This window comes from Paenibacillus qinlingensis, from assembly GCF_013204845.1.
Lineage (GTDB): Bacteria > Bacillota > Bacilli > Paenibacillales > NBRC-103111 > Paenibacillus_E > Paenibacillus_E qinlingensis.
The window spans coordinates 94,108-111,131 of record NZ_JABMKY010000002.1 but is presented as its reverse complement, the minus strand read 5'-3'; the positions used below and the strand labels follow the sequence as shown (position 1 = coordinate 111,131).

Below are 17,024 nucleotides of genomic sequence, written 5' to 3'. Positions count from 1 at the left end.
ATGATAAATATTAAGAAAACGAATTTTATGGTTGAACGTGAACCGTTACTCGCTCCATTCGGATTCAAAGGTGGCTATGTGAATGAGCTCTGGCAATCCTTCGTTTCTTTGGAAGATTTGGAGGGGGATATCGGAGTAGGGCTGGGTGTCCAGAGCATACTTTGGTCTGATCCACAGGTATATACACAATGGGGCAATGAACGAGGCAATATATTCATGAATGAGATTACCAAACATGCGTTGTTAGCCGCTCAGCATATCCCATTCGAAACCCCTATGGATATTTTGGATCCTCTGGTAGTGGAGGCTTATGAATATGCCTCCCGCGTATGGGGTGGGAACCCGCTCAGGGTTACCTTTGCGCTCAACGCACTAGTTCCTATTGATCATGCTGCTTGGATGCTGTTGAGTCGTAAAAAACCTGGTGCCCTCTTTACAGAAATGATCCCAGAGGCGTACAGATCCATACTAGCGACTCGGCATGAACGGCTTGCATGTACGCCAGTTGTTTCTTATGGAATGACAGAGGCGGATGTTGAGGCTTTGCTCGATGAGGGTTATTTTGTGCTGAAAATAAAACTAGGCTCGGATCCGAATCAGGATGGAGATCCTGAGAAAATGCTGGATTGGGATATCCATAGGTTGAAGGATATTCATCGAATAGCAGGGAACCGTGACTGCCTTCATACGGCAAACGGAAAAATAGCCTATTACCTGGATATTAACGGGCGGTACGGCAGTAAGGAACTTCTATGGAGGTTAGTGGACGCTGCAGAGAAAATGGGAGCTTTAGCGCATATTATTTTGGTGGAAGAGCCGTTTCCGGAACATATGCACATGGATGTTTCAGATATCCCAGTAAGGGTGGCAGGCGATGAAAGTGTGCATAATGAAAAGGATGCTTTGCAGCGAATTCAAATGGGGTACGGCGCCTTTGCCTTAAAGCCAGTTGCCAAGACGATGAGCATGAGCTTGCGCGTTGCAAAGCTGGCTAGTGAACATGGCATTCCTTGTTTCTGTGCTGACTTGACTGCAAATCCGATGATGGTGGATTGGAATAAGAATCTTGCTGCGCATCTACCTCCTGTGCCGGGACTCTCCATGGGCTTGATCGAATCCAACGGCAGTCAAAACTATACCAACTGGGAAGGTATGAAGCAAAATCATCCAATGCCGGAGGGAAGTTGGATTCAGACAGTGGATGGGCAATTCCAACTACTTCCTGAATTTTATGAGCATAGTGGAGGCGTATTCAGTCGTAGTGGTTACTATTGCCTCTTTAACAGTTAATGTTCAATGAGACAAAAGTGCCTACATAATTGTAAATGTAACTGCCTGAGTAATCAGGCTTTTTTATTTTTTGTGCAGGAGGATTTATGACAACCAAAAACGCAGATTGTGCAAACACCCACTTGACGACAATTAATATATAAATTAAAATTACTTACAAAAAGTAATTAAGTTATTTTTACATAAAATCCAGTCATGGGGGAATTCACAATGATTCAACAACAAACCGACTTTATTACCTTACTTAAAGCACGTAGATCCGCTAATAAATTTCTATTAGATGTAGATATTTCGAATGAAGAGCTTGATGAGATTTTTCAATTGGTGAAGTATGCTCCATCTGCTTTTAATTTGCAGCATGCGCACTACCTGGTTGTGAAGGATCCTGACCTGAAACAGCGTGTATATGAAGCAAGCTTTAAACAGTATAAGGTTCAGACATCGTCCGCTGCGATTGTTGTCTTAGGAAAGATGGACGCTTATAAAGATGTGGCCCAGTTGAATGAGGGCTTGTTGCATTTAGGTGCGATCAGTAAACAGGAATATGACATGACCGTGGAATCCGTCGTCGATTTCTATGAAAGCAGAGGCGAACAATTTATGCGGGAGGAAGCCATTCGTAACGCGAATCTATCCGCAATGACCTTCATGCTTGCTGCAAAGGAAAAGGGCTGGGATACGTGCCCGATGATCGGATTTGATACGGAAGCGTTGAGAACTGCTCTGCAGATTCCAGATGACTATGTGCCTGCGCTGCTTATTACAATCGGGAAAGAAGATACATCCAGCCAACGGCCGCGGGGTTATCGTAAGCCTGTTGGGGAATTCGTCAGCTATAATACGTTTTAAGAAAATTACGTGATTAACACAAAATATCGGTAGTGAATGTTTACTTCTGTGAACATTCACTTTTTTTATTCAACTGATGGTAGTTTAAATACGTCCAATACAGTAAAGGAAAGATTACAATTTGGTTCTTTGGGGGTTTCCTATGAAGAAGTTATTTTTCACAATGGCATCCATATTCATAATGAGTGCGTGCTCTTAGGAGACAGCAATCAATACGAAACCCATGACCTCAATAACCGCCGAACCCTCCGGGTCAATCTCAGTAGATAAATCAACAGTACAATTGTCCTCGCCTACACCTACATCTAATATAGTTCAAGTAACGGGATCGCTCACATTATCCAGAAACGACCTTTTTCAGTATACTAATAAGCATGAATACATAAGTGTGGTACTTACCAATGGTAAGTACTTTGAAGATTGGTCTCAAGGTCCTTATATGGGGCGCAATTGGACGGGGAAATTCCAAATTCAACTTTCCAATGAGAGCGGCGAAGTGACAAGTGCCCTTGATTTAAATGGTTTTAGCGATATAGTGTTTAACTCATTTTTTAACATCGAATTTGATGATTACAATGGGGATGGGAATGTTGATTTTACAATAGGTCAATATGGTTCGAGCAACGGGAATGTATTTATTCTGTTTACTCTTGATAAGACAGGACGAATAGAAGTACTGCCTATCAAAGGATATTCGGAAATATTCGTAAGCGATACTGAACGATATTCCACAAGGTTACCGAAAAACAAATTAGGTTTCTCACGCACGTATTATGACAACAGCATCGGAAAAATCGTGAAACAAACCTTCTTTTGGAATGGAAAAGAATTCATTAGTGATTCATAGAGTTGCTGACAAGCAAAAATTACATCACATAGTTGAAATATGTCGCTGTTGAAATGAGAAGCGGTTTTGTCAAAGTAAAAACATTTTACTTTTAGGAGTGAAATAAACGTTAGAATAGCAAGTTGTTACGACAAGCACTTCCTTAATAATAGGACTAGAAATTAATTAAAACAAAAGTTTCCCAGGACCTTTGGGTTGAAATAAAAAAAAGGGTATGATAAGATTCTGATAATTAATGATTGGAGTTGAAAAGAATATGTAGTATTTCTTGCGATAATAAAAAATAAAACAACAATAGCGAATGGTTTATTTCGCATGTTTTATTCTTTATATGCAAGAAAGTTACTACATTCTTTTCACTCAAACGATATCTCCTTATCTAAATCCTCAAGGGGCTAGATTTGTCGTATTTATTTGAGTCACAAGAAAGTAACTTTCTTGTGGCTTTTATTTATTTACACAGGAGGATAACGTGATGTCATTAATAAATGTTACAAACCTAACCTTTGCCTATGAGGGCAGTTACGATAACATATTTGAGAACGTAAGTTTTCAAATCGATACGGATTGGAAGTTGGGATTTACCGGTAGAAATGGAAGAGGCAAGACGACTTTTCTTAGCTTGTTGCTGGGCAACTATGAATATAGCGGAAACATTTCTGCTCATGTGGTCTTTGAATACTTCCCTTTCTATGTGGAAAATAAAGAAAACAATACGCTCGATGTAATCAGTGATATATATCCGGACTATGAGCACTGGAAACTAGTTCGTGAACTTTCACTACTCAAGATGTCTGAAGATGTTTTATATCGGCCTTTTAATTCATTGTCTAACGGGGAACAAACCAAAGTATTACTTGCTGCATTATTTATTAAGGAAAATAGTTTCCTATTAATCGATGAGCCGACGAATCATCTTGATAAGAATGCAAGAAAACTAATCAGTAATTATCTCAATAATAAAAAAGGATATATTTTGGTGTCTCATGATAGGTCATTTCTGGATAATTGTGTTGATCATATCCTTTCAATCAATAAGACCAATATAGAAATTCAAAGAGGAAATTTTTCAAGCTGGTGGGAAAATAAAAAGAGACAAGATAACTTTGAGCTTGCCGAGAACGACAAACTTAAAAAGGATATTAAACGCTTATCCGATTCTTCTAAACGGACGGGAAACTGGTCACATGAAGTGGAGAAAACGAAAAATGGAACAAGAAATTCTGGTTCGAAGGTAGATAAAGGGTATATTGGCCACAAAGCTGCGAAAATGATGAAGCGTTCTAAATCAATTGCTCAAAGACAGCAGACTGCTATTGATGAAAAGTCGAAACTCCTTAAAAATATCGAAAACGCTGAAAGCTTAGAGATTTCGCAATTAGCTTTTCAAAACAACCAAATGGCTGAGCTGGATCATGTCTCGATTTTTTACGGGGAGAGGATGGTTTGTGCAGATATAAGCTTTACTATCCAGCAAGGTGAACGAATCGCACTCTCGGGTCAGAATGGATCCGGGAAATCAAGTATTATCAAACTTATTTGCGGTGAAGATGTAAGCTTTACAGGCAACCTAAATAGGGACAAACAGTTGAAAATATCTTACGTTTCCCAAGATACTTCACATCTTCAAGGTAATTTATCGGAGTATGCAGCCAGTCATGGGATTGATGAACCCCTTTTTAAATCGATTCTAAGAAAGCTTGATTTCTCCAGAGTTCAATTTGAGAAGGATATCTCAACTTTTAGCGGGGGGCAAAAGAAGAAAGTGCTGATTGCAAAAAGTCTTTGCGAGGAAGTGCATTTGCATATATGGGATGAACCGCTTAATTTTATTGATGTTATCTCTCGCATGCAAATTGAAGAGTTGTTGCTGGAATACTCGCCAACTATTCTTTTTGTAGAGCATGACAGTGAATTTTGTGAAAATGTAGCTACAAAGGTCATTGAACTCTAATGTAATTCGTATAACAGACGCATGTAGTAATCAAAAATCCACCTCTTCGTTGGTAGGAGTGGTGGATTTTTTATATAATCATTATTTCCATTGTCCATATTTTACCAAAAGGTTAAAATAATACAATATCTCATTTACTTAAGTAAAGAAGTTTTGGGGAGGTATTGGGATGTCATTACAAGTTCGCCCATATTGCAGTGAACTAGAGGAAACTGTTAAAAATTTAAGTCACAAAGTATGGCTACTTTTTAAGTACAATAAAGATTTTGAACATCAAAGAATGAGTTGTGTATTTAACGAGGATGGTAAATTAATTTGCGCGGGGTACTTACGACACGGAATAGCTGCTGATCATGATGTATTTGAAATCGAAATGCCCACGAATGAATTTGCTTCAAATCGCATGAATGAATTGAGAGAGGTACTATATCCTATATTCATAAATACCTGTCTAGCGCTCCGTAATCCAAGTAAGAAAACAAAGTTGGTTGCTTGGAAAGACTTTTATGGTGACAGTGAGTTTATCGAAGAGAAGGGTTTTATCCCTTATCAAACATATTTAATAGCACAGCATTCGCTTAAAAAAACCATGCCTGAAATCAAAATGCCTGTTGGAGTTAATGTCAAATTTCACTCGATGGAGTCTAAGGAAGAAAGGATCACATATACGGAATTAGAACAACAATATTATCAAGGTGTTGTATACAGAAGCGTAGATATGTTGGAATGGATGATGGGAGGGCCAGAGTTATATACCATTTCTGCTTTTGAAGGTGATGAACTTGTTGGGAGCGTTATGTGTTGGCAAACGGGTGCAGTTGAAAGATTATTCGTAATTCCTAGATGGCGTAATCAAGGGCTGGGTAAGTTTCTTATAACAAAGAGTTTTGAGTATCACATGAAGAACGGTCGAAAAGAAGTTGAGACGCTAGTTAATGAACAGAATAAAGAAGCTATGATGTTGTTAGACTCAATGGGCTATACATTTCCTATAAGATTAGAACTCAAGGCATTGGATGTTTAGCTAAAGGAGGGATTCGATGCTTCGAAAAATACTGCCAATTGCGGTCGCTATCGTAATGTTATTGAGTGCTTGCAGGTTAGGAGGCAGCCCTCCTCAGCCAAGTGTTAACGTAGTCAACGGAGAAGCCATTAAGGTCTATCAAAGTTCATACTGTTGGGGAAACACTTGTGCCGATTATGTAGGTCCCGAAGAAATGCTCAAGGATAAGGAAAAAGAAATCGTTATGGCGCTTGCTACAATTAAGTTCAGGTTTGAAGGAAAACAGCCGACGGAGATAAGCCTATCCAAGACTCATAATGGTGCACATTCTCAAGAAACAATAACTGAAAACTCCTTTCAAATTCCTGAAGAAAATGGTGTGTATTACTATTCTCTTTCTGCAACTTGGCTAAAAGATAAGGAAAAGAGAATTTCTGAAGGCAGTTCAAGCTACGTGTTTGTTGTTGAAGTATCCGATTAATTTGTTGTGAGAGGAATAAACCTGGAACTTAGCAGAACATATCTATTAGGGAAGCAGCCGTCTTCTTCGGCTGCAATCCTGTACAAACTAATCTACCACATTCCATTGTATATTATTCTGGTGCTCATGATTGGTGAGGTGCTGCGCATCAATACGAAACAGGCTGTTGTAAATCAAGTGTAGCGCAATTTGAATACAGCTTGATGAGATGCACGAAGGCTATTACATTTATTTGTAGAAAAAGCACCTTGACAATCTACCTACTGAAAGGTAGAATACAAACATGAACAACAACAAACACACAGCAGAGTTGATTCTTGATATTGCCCAAGTCCTAGTGCAGGAGGTCGGTTTCCACGGCTTCAGCTATTCGCACATTGCAGAGAAAGTTGGCATTCGCACGGCGAGCATTCACTACCATTTTCCGAATAAGGAGGATCTAGGAGAAGCGCTAATTACCAGGTACCACCGAGAGTTTATCGCTACCATTGCTCAGATTGACAAGGAAGCGCAGAACAACTTGGAGAAAATACGCAGATACATCCATGTTTTCAGTATTCCTGTGGATACGTACTGTACGTGCTTGAGCGTGATGCTTTCATCCGAGCTAGCGAACTTAACGGAAGAAATTCGTGAGAAGCTTGCCGCGTTCTTCACCACAAACTTAGCGTGGATAGAACGGGTGCTCGAACAAGGAAGCAGTGAAGGTCATCTTCAATTCGAAGGAACGGCGGAAGCACAGGCGAACAGAATATTAGCCACTCTTCAAGGGGCACAGCTGCTTGCAAGAACTTTTAAGGATGCAAATCGGTTCAACTTAATTGCCGTAGGCATCATATCTTCTTTAACGTAACAAGGCGCGGCGGTTATTTTTTTGAGTTTTATCTACCTTTTAATAGATAGACAAAATCTGAATTGGAGGTGAACAGATGTTATACGAGATGAGGATTTACGATGTTAGCCCAGGCAAGATGGAAGCAATTATTGAGCGCTTCGATAAGCATGTCGTCGCTTTGTTCGATAAGCACGGAATGCCGATCAAGCACTTTTGGGTGGATGCGGATGACGCGAACAACCGCTTATATTATGTCGTTGAGCATTCTGACATGGAAACGCGCAATGCGAACTACGAACGTTTCCGCGCCGATCCCGAATGGATTGAAGCGAAGCGGCTCTCGGAGTTAGATGGTCCTCTGACTCAGAAACAGGAAAGTATCTTTATGCACAATACAGTATTTTTCAAAAATAACTAAACAAACTAATTGAATGGAGCGAATCAAATGAAAACACTCGTAATCGTAGCACACCCTAACTTGGAATCATCCAACTGGAACAAAGCATGGGTTGAAGAACTGGAGAAGCAAGGCGACATCACGATTCATGACTTATACAAAGAATATACAAACGAGAATATCAACGTTCAGCGCGAACAGCAGCTGGTTGAAACGCATGACCGGATCATCTTCCAATATCCGCTTTATTGGTACAACATGCCGCCGCTGCTCAAAAGTTGGTTCGATGCAGTACTGCAGTATAACTGGGCTTACGGTCCGGAAGCGACTGCAACAACCGGCAAAGAAATCGGCGTAGCCATCTCAACTTATGGCACTGCTGAATCTTATCAACCCACAGGATCCAACCGTTTGACGTTGGAACAAATTTTGGCGCCTATTCAAGCAAGTGCGCGTTTCATTAGCGCTGTATACCTGCCGCACTTCACGGTTAATGACACGTCCGACGTGACACCTGAGCGTTTGGCACAAAGCAGCAAAGCATACGTCGAACACATTAAAACAATTAAACCGGTAACGGAGGCATTATGAAAAACGTAACGATTGACGTTTATATAGATACGGTGTGTCCATGGTGCCGAATGGGAGATGCTAGCCTGAGAACCGCGTTAAAAGAGCTACCAGAAGGTATAAGCGCTACGGTTCGCTATCATGCGTTTCAACTTAATCCCGGTATTCGCAAGGAAGGCGAGGACTACCGTCAGGTTATGATCGGCCGCTTGGGTGGACAAGCCCAATTCGAAGCAAGAATGAAGCAATATAATCAAACAGGGGCTCATTTCGGCCTCAACTACAATATGGATTTGGTAAAATATACGCCGAACTCAGTGTTGTCACATCAACTTATCGCGATTACGCCAGAGCATCTGCAATCACAATTACTCGAACGAATATATACGTCCTATTTTGAAGAAGGCGTTAATATTGGCGATGTGGACAAGCTTGTGGAAATCGCGCAAGCGAGCGGGGTTACGAATGATCCAGAAGCGCTCAAGGCACGTCTTCTCCAAGGAGAAGGACTTGAGAAAGTGGAAGAAGGACAGCGCGAGGCGCAGAAACTTGGTATCAGAGGCGTACCTTATTACATTATCAACGATAAAAAGGCTTTATCCGGGCTGCAGTCGCCTGCTGATTTGATCAGCGCATTCAAGCTGCAGTAAGCAGAACCTGAAGATTCGTTCAAGACGGTGCTGGCTACGATCGTTCGCTATTTGCGGTTCGTACCGGCATGGACTTGACCTCAAATATAATAAGCTTGGAGCGATAGCAATGGGATTTTTCAAAAAACTTTTTACTAAGGAGACAACGAATACAGCCATGACAACAAAGGTGAATTTAGCAATTATATATTACAGTTCTAACGGAACAAACTATCAATTGGCCCAATGGGCAGCGGAGGGCGCACGCCAAGCAGGAGCCGAAGTGAAAATTTTGAAAGTCGCAGAAACGGCGCCGCAATCCGTTGTGGACGGCCAACCCTCCTGGAAAGCTCATCTCGAAGCGACGAAAAACGTGCCGACTGCGACAGTAGAGGATTTGGAGTGGGCGGATGCCATTATCTTTAGTATGCCGACTCGATTCGGTAATTTGCCGGCGCAGTTGAAGCAATTCCTGGATACAACCGGTGGTCTATGGGCGCAAGGTAAAACAGTAAACAAAGTCGTGAGCGCTATGACATCCGCTACAAATCCGAATGCCGGACAGGAGCAAACGATCCTGCAGTTGTACACGTCTATGTACCACTGGGGCGCTATAGTCGCCGCGCCTGGCTTCACGGACCAGTCGGTCTTCACTGCCGGAGGCAACCCGTACGGAACAAGTGTAACCGTCGGTCAAGACGGCAAGATTAAAGAAGATGCACGCGGCGCGGCAGAGCATCAGGCCAAACGTACCGTATCCATTGCAAAAGCGTTGAAAATCGGTAATGAACAACAACAATAATATAAACGAGGAGAATAAAAACATGAGCAATCAAGGAAAAGTATATGTCATCACAGGCGGTAGCAGCGGACTTGGTAAAGCAATGGCTACAGAATTAGTTAAGCGCGGTGCAAATGTCGTCATCAACGGACGCCGTGAACAAGCGCTGGCAGAAGCCGCGAAAGATATCGATCCGACAGGCAAGCACGTGCATATTGTAGCTGGCGACGTTGTAGAGCCGAAAGTCGCTCAGCGTCTGGTTGACGAAGCAATGGCGAAATATGGTCGCATTGACACGCTAATCAATAATGCAGGCATTTTTATCGCGAAGCCGTTCACAGAATACACCGAGGAAGAATTTACGAGATACATGGGCACCAACGTGGTCGGCTTCTTCCATCTGACACAGCGCGCGCTTGTGCAAATGCTGAAACAAGGCACGGGACACGTCATTAATATCACGACAAGCCTGACGGACTCGCCGACGGAACAAGTGCCTTCTGCGCTGGCGAACTTGACGAAGGGCGGTCTGAACTCCACGACGAAAGCCTTGGCGATCGAGTATGCGAAACGGGGCATACGCGTGAACGCTGTGTCGCCGGGAGTCATCAAAACGCCGATGCATGCTCCTGAAACGCACGATTTTTTGTCTAAGCTGCATCCGATGGGACGTATGGGCGAGGAACACGAGATCGTTGAAGCGGTTCTGTACCTGGATTCGGCGAAGTTCGTTACGGGTGAAATTCTTCACGTGGACGGCGGCCAAAGCGCCGGTAACTAATCAAAGCCGGAGAAGTGCCGAAAAAAAACGATATATTAAACTAAAGGAGTGGACTATTCAATATGCCAATTGTAAATATTCAAGTTACGCGAGAGGGTACGACACCTGACCGCAATTCGATAACCGCAGAAGAGAAAGCAGCTCTCATCAAGGGCGTAAGCGAATTGCTGCTAAATGTGCTTAATAAGCCGCTGGAATCAACTTTCGTTGTTATTGAAGAAGTCGACACCGACAATTGGGGTTGGGGCGGACTCCCGGCGTTAGAGTATCGCAGAAAGGTAGCTGCACAGAAAGCAGTCACTGAAGGCTAATTAGGAAAGACAACGCAGTACTGCCCTCCGAAGAGGCGACAGATGCCGAGAGCAGCTGTCGCCTCTTCGGCGCCGCGAGTAGTACTTGTAATTGGTTAGTGATCCCGAAAATTCACTACAAACAGCAGTTCATATATTGCAACAATTTCAACCGATTATACGTTTGAGGTACTGTAAGTAAAAAAATCAACGAGGTGATAGAAAGTGAAATCCCGTAAAAAACTTCTTAGTTTATCCACTGCCGCCATATTGTCTCTTACCATAGCTGGGCAAAGCCTTGCTGCAACTGCAGTTTTCACTGATCTGGACCTAGTTGCGGCTAAAGATAAAATTATTTCTCTACAATCGCAAGGCATCGTATCAGGTGTCAGCAATGAACTGTTTCAGCCCAATGCTACGCTTTCAGCTGCGCAAGGCATTCAATTGATCGTCAATGCGCTTGGCTTGAACTTAGATGCTATTCGATTTGTTAAAGCGCCGCTGGCTTCTGACTATTTTGCAAAAGCAAAAAATGACGCATGGTACTCGCAAAGCTTCATTATCGCGGCGAATAACGGCTTGAAGCTTCCGGCCGATCTTGATCCAGATCAGAAATGGACGAAAGCTACTTTTACCAACGAATTGCTTCTTGCGCTTGATGGGCATAACATCATGCACATGATGAAGCTCCCGGCAATTGAGATCAAAGACAGGGCCGAAATAGCCCTTGACGATCTTGCTCCGATCCAAGCCGCTATTTACAAAGGAATTGCGACGCTAGACGCCGACGGTAAGTTCCATCCGAATACGGAGATTACACGCGCGCAAGCCGCTGAGATGATTTTTAACACGCTTAAATACATCCACCAACCTTCAGCGCCTATTGGAGAAACGGGTCAAATCGGCCAAACCGTCTATGAGAATCCCCAATATGGCTTCCGTTTCACGTTGCCGGATAGTTGGAAAGGGTACACGATTGTAACCGACAAATGGGAGGGTCTTTCAATCGGCGATCCGCAAGGTGATAAGATCGTAGAAAGCGGTGCGAAACTCAGTATTCGCCATCCCCAATGGACCGCTGAACAACCTAGACAGGATATTCCAATTCTCGTCTTTACGGTTGATCAATGGAACAAACTTCAGCAGGATAAGTTCCACATCGGCGCAGCGCCTATCGGCCCTAGCGAACTGACGCGCAGTGACAAGTACGTGTTCGCACTTCCAGCGCGTTATAACTTTGCCTACCCAGATGGCTACCAAGAAGTAGAAGATATCTTAAAGAACAATCCAATTCAACCGATAATTCCAGTCGGTGGACAAACAGGTCAAGTAAGCCAAACCGTCTATGAGAATTCCCAATATGGCTTCCGTTTCACGTTGCCGGATAGTTGGAAAGGGTACACGATTGTTACGGACAAATGGGAGGGTCTTTCCATCGGCGATCCGCAAGGTGATAAGATCGTAGAAAGCGGTGCGAAACTCAACATTCGCCATCCCCAATGGACCGCTGAACAACCTAGACAGGATATTCCAATTCTCGTCTTTACGGTTGATCAATGGAACAAACTTCAGCAGGATAAGTTCCACATCGGCGCAGCGCCTATCGGCCCTAGCGAACTGACGCGCAGTGACAAGTACGTGTTCGCACTTCCAGCGCGTTATAACTTTGCCTACCCAGATGGCTACCAAGAAGTGGAAGACATCTTGAAGAACAATCCAATTCAACCAATAAAATAATCAAATTTCACAAAAAAGCTTACCCTAAGCCGAATACGACTTAGGATAAGCTTTTTTTCTTGCTTGACACTTTGGATAAATATATATACAACTCGTAATTAGAGGTGTTCAGAAAGCTCAGGCTGAATAATCTTCAAATGTTTCATTCGGTTTATGACAGATAATACTTCATTCATTCTTGGTAATTCAAGCCATCTTTCGAAACCAGGGAAAAAGGAGGAAAATACAATATCAACTCCTTCACTCTCCATATCTTCGAGAACTTTTTTAATCTTTTCATGAAAAAAGATAAGGCGATCTTGATTACTTATAGCGATTTTTCGAATTAAAAAGGCAATAGCTACAAGCTGGGCGTGTGATGTGATATTGTAAAGACCTCTAATATCAATTTGTTCATCACCAATCATGATGTATCCCATGGTTGAAACCATCAGCTTTTCTGTACCACTGCTTTGTGGATAGCTCGAAAAGTGATCGGTGGTTATTTTTCTATCGATCTCCCATTTAGCAAGCGGGATACGTTCGCGTGGTTTGTCGTGTTCACATAATTTTTTTGCTTCCTGGGTTACGTTTTTTGGCACGAAATTGTCCATCAGGATAATTTGATCGGCAACGGATAAAAATTCACCGCTACCTCCAATAACTAGAATGGAAGATACGTGGGCAGCCTCATAAAGCTCTTTGACACGTTCCGTAAAAGGTGTAATGGGTTCATGCTTGATTAATGAGCGCATTTTGATGTCTTGAATCATGAAATTCGTCGCACTTCTGTCTTCATCTATTAGAAGAAGCTTACACCCGAAGTTGATTGCCTCCATAATATTTGCAGCTTGAGATGTAGAACCAGAGGCATAGTCAGTCGAAAACTGTTCAGTCGAACTATTGGGTATCCATTTAATGAAAGGTGTAATATTTATATTTGTAATGGATCGACCTTCTTCCGCAGATATTTCCATTGCACTTTGATCCGTAATTACAAATTCTCGTCCATCGCCTATAATGTGATTGTAAATCCCCGAGTTTAGTGCATCCAGCATTGTGCTTTTACCCGAATAACCACCGCCGGTGATGACCGTCACACCATGTTTTATTCCCATTCCTCGCATACCACAAATTTCAATTTCAATATCTTCTGGGGATGTAAAAGGCAGGGCACCCTCCAGTGGTCCGCTGTTGTCTTTGTTTCTTGGCAAAATGCTGCCATTCGCAATAAACGCACAATAATCATTGGCTTTCAGCCATTCGCGAATCCTATTTTGTTTGTTTACCAATGCATAGGCAGCATTTAATTTGTTGAGATCCCAATTGCCAATTAACTCCTCCACTTCTTTTGGAAGCATTTTGCAGAGCATGCGCATAGCTTTATCATTATTCTTGTATGGAAGTTGAACGGTAATCATTAAGCATAGATACCTTTTTTCCGAGGCGACTACGACAAAGGATGCATTCCGTTTCAACACCACATTGGTTGGACGAAAACAATAAAAGGCACCATTTTCTTTATCAGAACGTGACCGGTTATAAATCAATTTATTTAATGCCTCAATGTGATTTACCCATTCTCTTAATGCAAAATCGGAGAGAACAACTGCATCCATATTCTCATCTAAGCCAAGACGATCAAACGGTATTCTTATGGTGATACATGGTTTATCCAACGTGAGTTTATGTGTCCGTTCAATGTAATAGGCAACATCATTATTCCAATAGGTTGGGTCAGATATCGTCCCCCCTTGATCATAGTAGGAACCTTCATAAATCAAACTGTACGATGTTTGTACGGATTGTAATGAGCGAAAATAGTGAGCGAGTCTTTTAATAAAGCATCATCCTTTCATATTTGAAAACCGGTGACTAACGTCTATTTGTTTGCAAAAAAATAACAGCCACCCTTGAGTGGCTGTCATAATATAAAAGCCCTGAGAGTGAATCCTAATCTCAGAGCTTCAAGTATTCATAAAAGAATAACTAATAAGCAACATGAGGATAAGGCGTATATTTTATTATTTTCATTGTCCTCACCTCATTAAGATTTATTTTTACTGCAACAGAATCATAACATTAAGAACATCGGCTATATAGGGAAAGATTAATTATAATTAACTCAAGGTAATAGTTCCTACCAAAGAGTGATTAATACAGGACGAACCTTGCAATTTTTAATATAGCAGGTCTCACCCCACTAGTCATGGCTATAGTTGCAGTGGAATACGCTTAGTAAAAGTGAAACCACAATTGGGAGGGTGAGCGTATGGCAGTATCTTACATGGATTTCAATTCTCCAAACGTACAATTTTTTTACGATCTGAAGAACAATCGTACATTCACAAAGGATGCGAGCAATTTCATTAATGCTTTGAGTATCCAGCAGTTGAATACACTCGGCAATGTATCTCTTCTAGACATCTACTTATCTAAAGCAAATGTCGTTGAACCGCATATTCACCAGAACGCCTCTGAGCTGGTCTATTGTATTCGAGGAGCAGCCGTCGTATCGCTTCTGAATCCGTTTAACAAAACGGTGCTTAACTATAATATAACGCCTGGACAGGTAACTAATATTCCTCAGGGGTGGTTCCACTGGGAGATGGCTACGGAAGATGATACGCATTTGCTTGCGATTTTCGACGCGCCAGTACCTGAATTCATCGCGGTTTCTGACTTTCTCAGGCTAGCCCCGAGGGATATGCTCGCCCACACCTATTGTCTAGATCAAGCAACGGTGACACAGGCGCTAGCACCAATTAAGAGTACAACTACGATCGGTCCTCCGGTCATTTGCGAGAATCAACGTCTGCCGCGGAATGAGAGCTTCTCACCGCATGTGGCCCAACATCTGCAAGTCTCTTATCCGGTATATGGGGCGCGACAATCTTCTTACCCCGTCATCGGCAACGGCTACAATCAACAAAACAAATTACTTTAGAATCGGAAGGGAAGTAAGCATTGCAACGAACAGGTGAGGGTAGAACCTTGGTACTCCTTCACCTAAATCGTATTTATGATATCCTGTCAAGCAGGGAATAATTTAATTGAACGGTAATCTTCATTGTAGATAGTAAGGAGCTGCTACATGCAAGACATAAGCAAACATTGGCATTTATCAAAATTCAGGTTATTTGAATCCCTCCCTATAGAAGATAAAGAGAAAATTGATTAAATGGCTCCTGAGTCAAATATTAAATCTGTGTCTAAGGGTACTTTAGTTCAAACACCTGAAGATGATAGTAATGGTTTATTTATTGTTATCGAAGGTAGAATTCGTTTGTTTAAAACAAATGCCGATGGAAAACAGTATACCGTAGGAATACTAGGGTCAGGTAGTATGTACGGCGAAAGCGGCTTGTTCTCATTTGGGACAAATGGAAATTATATGGAAACTATGGAGGAGACAATCGTCTGCTCCATCATTCAGGATCAATTCGAGCAATTTTTGAGCACACGTCCAGATCTCGCTTTAAAGTTCTTGGAAGAGTTGAGCAATCGCATACGTGATCGGGACGAAGTATTGGAAAAATTGGCATTAAGTGATCTTCGAGGTAAAGTTCTTTTTTTCCTCACTAAACTTTCGAAAAAATTTGGTGTTGAAGAAAAGGGATATCAAAGAATAGAGATTCCACTGACCCATCAGGAATTGGCCAACATGATTGGTGCCACAAGAGAATCCGTTTCTCTTGTTTTACAAGAGTTTTCCAATGAAGGTGTTATAATTACAGGCAGAAAATCAATCATGGTTCAGCTAGAGATGGCAGAAGAAAGATTGAAAATGACATGATTGAAATAGTCAAAGTGAATATACATATCATGCCTTGATCTAATTAACTTACAAAATACAACATTAGGTTAATCCTGTAATCATTGAAATAGAAACAAGCGAAATCCGTTCTTAATGGCGGGTTTCTTTTTTTTTTTTTTTTTTGAGTGCATCAGGATGGATTTATGAGATGGATTATAATTTGGTTTTGAGATGCTAATACTACTATCGCGATAGTTAACTGATATTCGAGCAGCAGGTGAAAGGAGAGATTAATCATGTTACATTATTACTTTTCTGATAAAGCTCATATTTTTTGGGATGATGTGATTGAATCTGCCGTGATTCGCTGGAGTTATTTAGCTCATGAGGAAGATTTCCGCGTTCCCCTGAATGCATTAGTTGAACTTGTTGCTGTGAAAAAAGCGAAGAAAGCTTTATTTGATGAAAGTCATAGTCTTTTTATTGCAAATGAGACACAATGGTTGTCCGATGAGTGGTTTCCTAGACTATTAAACGCTGGCATTGAAATTATAGCTATCGTCTTTCCAGAGAACACAGTTACTAATATCAACGTTGGAGAATCTATTGAAAAGCACGATTCAAATGAATTGCTTTATCGTGAATTTGATAATATTCACAGTGCAGTCAGCTGGCTGTCATCATTACCAATAGTGTGCACTAACTAAACAATTCAAAGGGCTTAAAAATGTTTACAGTCCTGCAAACATAAATTTACTTATGAGATTATACAAAACTGGGGATAATTTGATTGTCCCGGAATCCTCTTTATACCGGACGACAGTAAGACAAGAAATTGTATAAA

18 protein-coding genes are annotated in these 17,024 nt (G+C 41.6%); 17 read left to right on the top strand and 1 reads right to left on the bottom strand.

Translation table 11 applies throughout. The annotated features are described in order from the left end of the window. From HQN88_RS04090 to HQN88_RS37285, 14 genes are all read left to right on the top strand, one after another. Complete coding sequence (locus HQN88_RS04090) at positions 1 to 1,290, top strand: enolase C-terminal domain-like protein (RefSeq protein ID WP_173108971.1); 1,290 nt, start codon at positions 1 to 3, stop codon at positions 1,288 to 1,290. Positions 1,291 to 1,500: 210 nt separating this feature from the next. Further along, positions 1,501 to 2,139 carry a nitroreductase family protein gene (locus tag HQN88_RS04085; RefSeq protein WP_173108970.1) on the top strand — a complete coding sequence of 213 codons (639 nt, stop codon included), beginning with the start codon at positions 1,501 to 1,503 and terminating at the stop codon, positions 2,137 to 2,139. Between the two features lie 388 nt (positions 2,140 to 2,527). Next, a complete protein-coding gene (locus tag HQN88_RS04080; protein ID WP_173108969.1) occupies positions 2,528 to 2,986 on the top strand; it encodes a hypothetical protein in 459 nt (152 codons plus the stop codon). A 475-nt stretch (positions 2,987 to 3,461) separates the two neighbouring features. Then, positions 3,462 to 4,940 carry an Lsa family ABC-F type ribosomal protection protein gene (locus tag HQN88_RS04075; RefSeq protein ID WP_173108968.1) on the top strand — a complete coding sequence of 493 codons (1,479 nt, stop codon included), beginning with the start codon at positions 3,462 to 3,464 and terminating at the stop codon, positions 4,938 to 4,940. A 169-nt stretch (positions 4,941 to 5,109) separates the two neighbouring features. Continuing rightward, the gene (locus HQN88_RS04070) at positions 5,110 to 5,964 is read left to right on the top strand and encodes a GNAT family N-acetyltransferase (protein WP_173108967.1); all 855 of its coding nucleotides are present in this window, start codon (positions 5,110 to 5,112) and stop codon (positions 5,962 to 5,964) included. Positions 5,965 to 5,980: 16 nt separating this feature from the next. Continuing rightward, a complete protein-coding gene (locus HQN88_RS04065) occupies positions 5,981 to 6,424 on the top strand; it encodes a hypothetical protein (RefSeq protein WP_173108966.1) in 444 nt (147 codons plus the stop codon). 283 nt (positions 6,425 to 6,707) lie between these two features. Further along, positions 6,708 to 7,277 carry a TetR/AcrR family transcriptional regulator gene (locus HQN88_RS04060; RefSeq protein ID WP_173108965.1) on the top strand — a complete coding sequence of 190 codons (570 nt, stop codon included), beginning with the start codon at positions 6,708 to 6,710 and terminating at the stop codon, positions 7,275 to 7,277. Between the two features lie 76 nt (positions 7,278 to 7,353). Further along, complete coding sequence (locus HQN88_RS04055) at positions 7,354 to 7,677, top strand: NIPSNAP family protein (RefSeq protein ID WP_173108964.1); 324 nt, start codon at positions 7,354 to 7,356, stop codon at positions 7,675 to 7,677. 27 nt (positions 7,678 to 7,704) lie between these two features. Then, positions 7,705 to 8,247, top strand: a complete 543-nt coding sequence (locus HQN88_RS04050) for an NAD(P)H-dependent oxidoreductase (protein WP_173108963.1) — start codon at positions 7,705 to 7,707, stop codon at positions 8,245 to 8,247. Beyond that, on the top strand, positions 8,244 to 8,876 hold the full coding sequence (locus HQN88_RS04045) for a DsbA family oxidoreductase (RefSeq protein WP_173108962.1): 633 nt from the start codon (positions 8,244 to 8,246) through the stop codon (positions 8,874 to 8,876). The genes HQN88_RS04050 and HQN88_RS04045 overlap by 4 nt, the downstream gene beginning before the upstream one ends. A 109-nt stretch (positions 8,877 to 8,985) precedes the next feature. Then, entirely contained in the window at positions 8,986 to 9,657 is a 672-nt protein-coding gene (wrbA, locus tag HQN88_RS04040; protein WP_173108961.1) for an NAD(P)H:quinone oxidoreductase, read from the top strand. A gap of 22 nt (positions 9,658 to 9,679) precedes the next feature. After that, positions 9,680 to 10,417 (top strand): SDR family NAD(P)-dependent oxidoreductase, encoded by a 738-nt coding sequence (locus tag HQN88_RS04035; RefSeq protein ID WP_173108960.1) that lies wholly within the window; start codon positions 9,680 to 9,682, stop codon positions 10,415 to 10,417. 62 nt (positions 10,418 to 10,479) lie between these two features. Further along, positions 10,480 to 10,728, top strand: a complete 249-nt coding sequence (locus HQN88_RS04030; RefSeq protein WP_173108959.1) for a tautomerase family protein — start codon at positions 10,480 to 10,482, stop codon at positions 10,726 to 10,728. 204 nt (positions 10,729 to 10,932) lie between these two features. Continuing rightward, positions 10,933 to 12,444, top strand: coding sequence for an S-layer homology domain-containing protein (locus tag HQN88_RS37285; protein WP_274320486.1), 1,512 nt, complete (start codon positions 10,933 to 10,935; stop codon positions 12,442 to 12,444). Positions 12,445 to 12,542: 98 nt separating this feature from the next. Here the strand turns inward: HQN88_RS37285 and HQN88_RS04020 are convergent, their stop codons facing one another. Then, positions 12,543 to 14,042 (bottom strand): P-loop domain-containing protein, encoded by a 1,500-nt coding sequence (locus HQN88_RS04020; protein ID WP_173108958.1) that lies wholly within the window; start codon positions 14,040 to 14,042, stop codon positions 12,543 to 12,545. A 653-nt stretch (positions 14,043 to 14,695) separates the two neighbouring features. Between HQN88_RS04020 and HQN88_RS04015 the strand changes: the two genes are divergently transcribed. The 3 genes from HQN88_RS04015 (at position 14,696) to HQN88_RS04005 (ending at position 16,887) form a co-directional block, all read left to right on the top strand. Beyond that, positions 14,696 to 15,370: a cupin domain-containing protein gene (locus tag HQN88_RS04015; RefSeq protein ID WP_173108957.1), complete on the top strand. Its 675-nt coding sequence runs from the start codon at positions 14,696 to 14,698 to the stop codon at positions 15,368 to 15,370. A 234-nt stretch (positions 15,371 to 15,604) separates the two neighbouring features. After that, the gene (locus tag HQN88_RS04010) at positions 15,605 to 16,219 is read left to right on the top strand and encodes a Crp/Fnr family transcriptional regulator (RefSeq protein WP_173108956.1); all 615 of its coding nucleotides are present in this window, start codon (positions 15,605 to 15,607) and stop codon (positions 16,217 to 16,219) included. A gap of 257 nt (positions 16,220 to 16,476) precedes the next feature. Beyond that, positions 16,477 to 16,887, top strand: coding sequence for a hypothetical protein (locus tag HQN88_RS04005; protein WP_173108955.1), 411 nt, complete (start codon positions 16,477 to 16,479; stop codon positions 16,885 to 16,887). The last annotated feature ends 137 nt before the right edge of the window (positions 16,888 to 17,024 follow it).

What these genes read in the sequence shown, in the direction of transcription:
- HQN88_RS04075 (WP_173108968.1), top strand. Translation starts at nt 3,462, where the DNA reads ATGTCATTAATAAATGTTACAAACCTAACCTTTGCCTATGAGGGCAGT.
- HQN88_RS04050 (WP_173108963.1), top strand. Translation starts at nt 7,705, where the DNA reads ATGAAAACACTCGTAATCGTAGCACACCCTAACTTGGAATCATCCAAC.
- HQN88_RS04055 (WP_173108964.1), top strand. Translation starts at nt 7,354, where the DNA reads ATGTTATACGAGATGAGGATTTACGATGTTAGCCCAGGCAAGATGGAA.
- wrbA (WP_173108961.1), top strand. Translation starts at nt 8,986, where the DNA reads ATGGGATTTTTCAAAAAACTTTTTACTAAGGAGACAACGAATACAGCC.
- HQN88_RS04030 (WP_173108959.1), top strand. Translation starts at nt 10,480, where the DNA reads ATGCCAATTGTAAATATTCAAGTTACGCGAGAGGGTACGACACCTGAC.
- HQN88_RS04005 (WP_173108955.1), top strand. Translation starts at nt 16,477, where the DNA reads ATGTTACATTATTACTTTTCTGATAAAGCTCATATTTTTTGGGATGAT.
- HQN88_RS04010 (WP_173108956.1), top strand. Translation starts at nt 15,605, where the DNA reads ATGGCTCCTGAGTCAAATATTAAATCTGTGTCTAAGGGTACTTTAGTT.
- HQN88_RS04085 (WP_173108970.1), top strand. Translation starts at nt 1,501, where the DNA reads ATGATTCAACAACAAACCGACTTTATTACCTTACTTAAAGCACGTAGA.
- HQN88_RS04020 (WP_173108958.1), bottom strand. Translation starts at nt 14,042, where the DNA reads ATGGATGCAGTTGTTCTCTCCGATTTTGCATTAAGAGAATGGGTAAAT.
- HQN88_RS04065 (WP_173108966.1), top strand. Translation starts at nt 5,981, where the DNA reads ATGCTTCGAAAAATACTGCCAATTGCGGTCGCTATCGTAATGTTATTG.
- HQN88_RS04070 (WP_173108967.1), top strand. Translation starts at nt 5,110, where the DNA reads ATGTCATTACAAGTTCGCCCATATTGCAGTGAACTAGAGGAAACTGTT.
- HQN88_RS04090 (WP_173108971.1), top strand. Translation starts at nt 1, where the DNA reads ATGATAAATATTAAGAAAACGAATTTTATGGTTGAACGTGAACCGTTA.
- HQN88_RS04015 (WP_173108957.1), top strand. Translation starts at nt 14,696, where the DNA reads ATGGCAGTATCTTACATGGATTTCAATTCTCCAAACGTACAATTTTTT.
- HQN88_RS04035 (WP_173108960.1), top strand. Translation starts at nt 9,680, where the DNA reads ATGAGCAATCAAGGAAAAGTATATGTCATCACAGGCGGTAGCAGCGGA.
- HQN88_RS04045 (WP_173108962.1), top strand. Translation starts at nt 8,244, where the DNA reads ATGAAAAACGTAACGATTGACGTTTATATAGATACGGTGTGTCCATGG.
- HQN88_RS04060 (WP_173108965.1), top strand. Translation starts at nt 6,708, where the DNA reads ATGAACAACAACAAACACACAGCAGAGTTGATTCTTGATATTGCCCAA.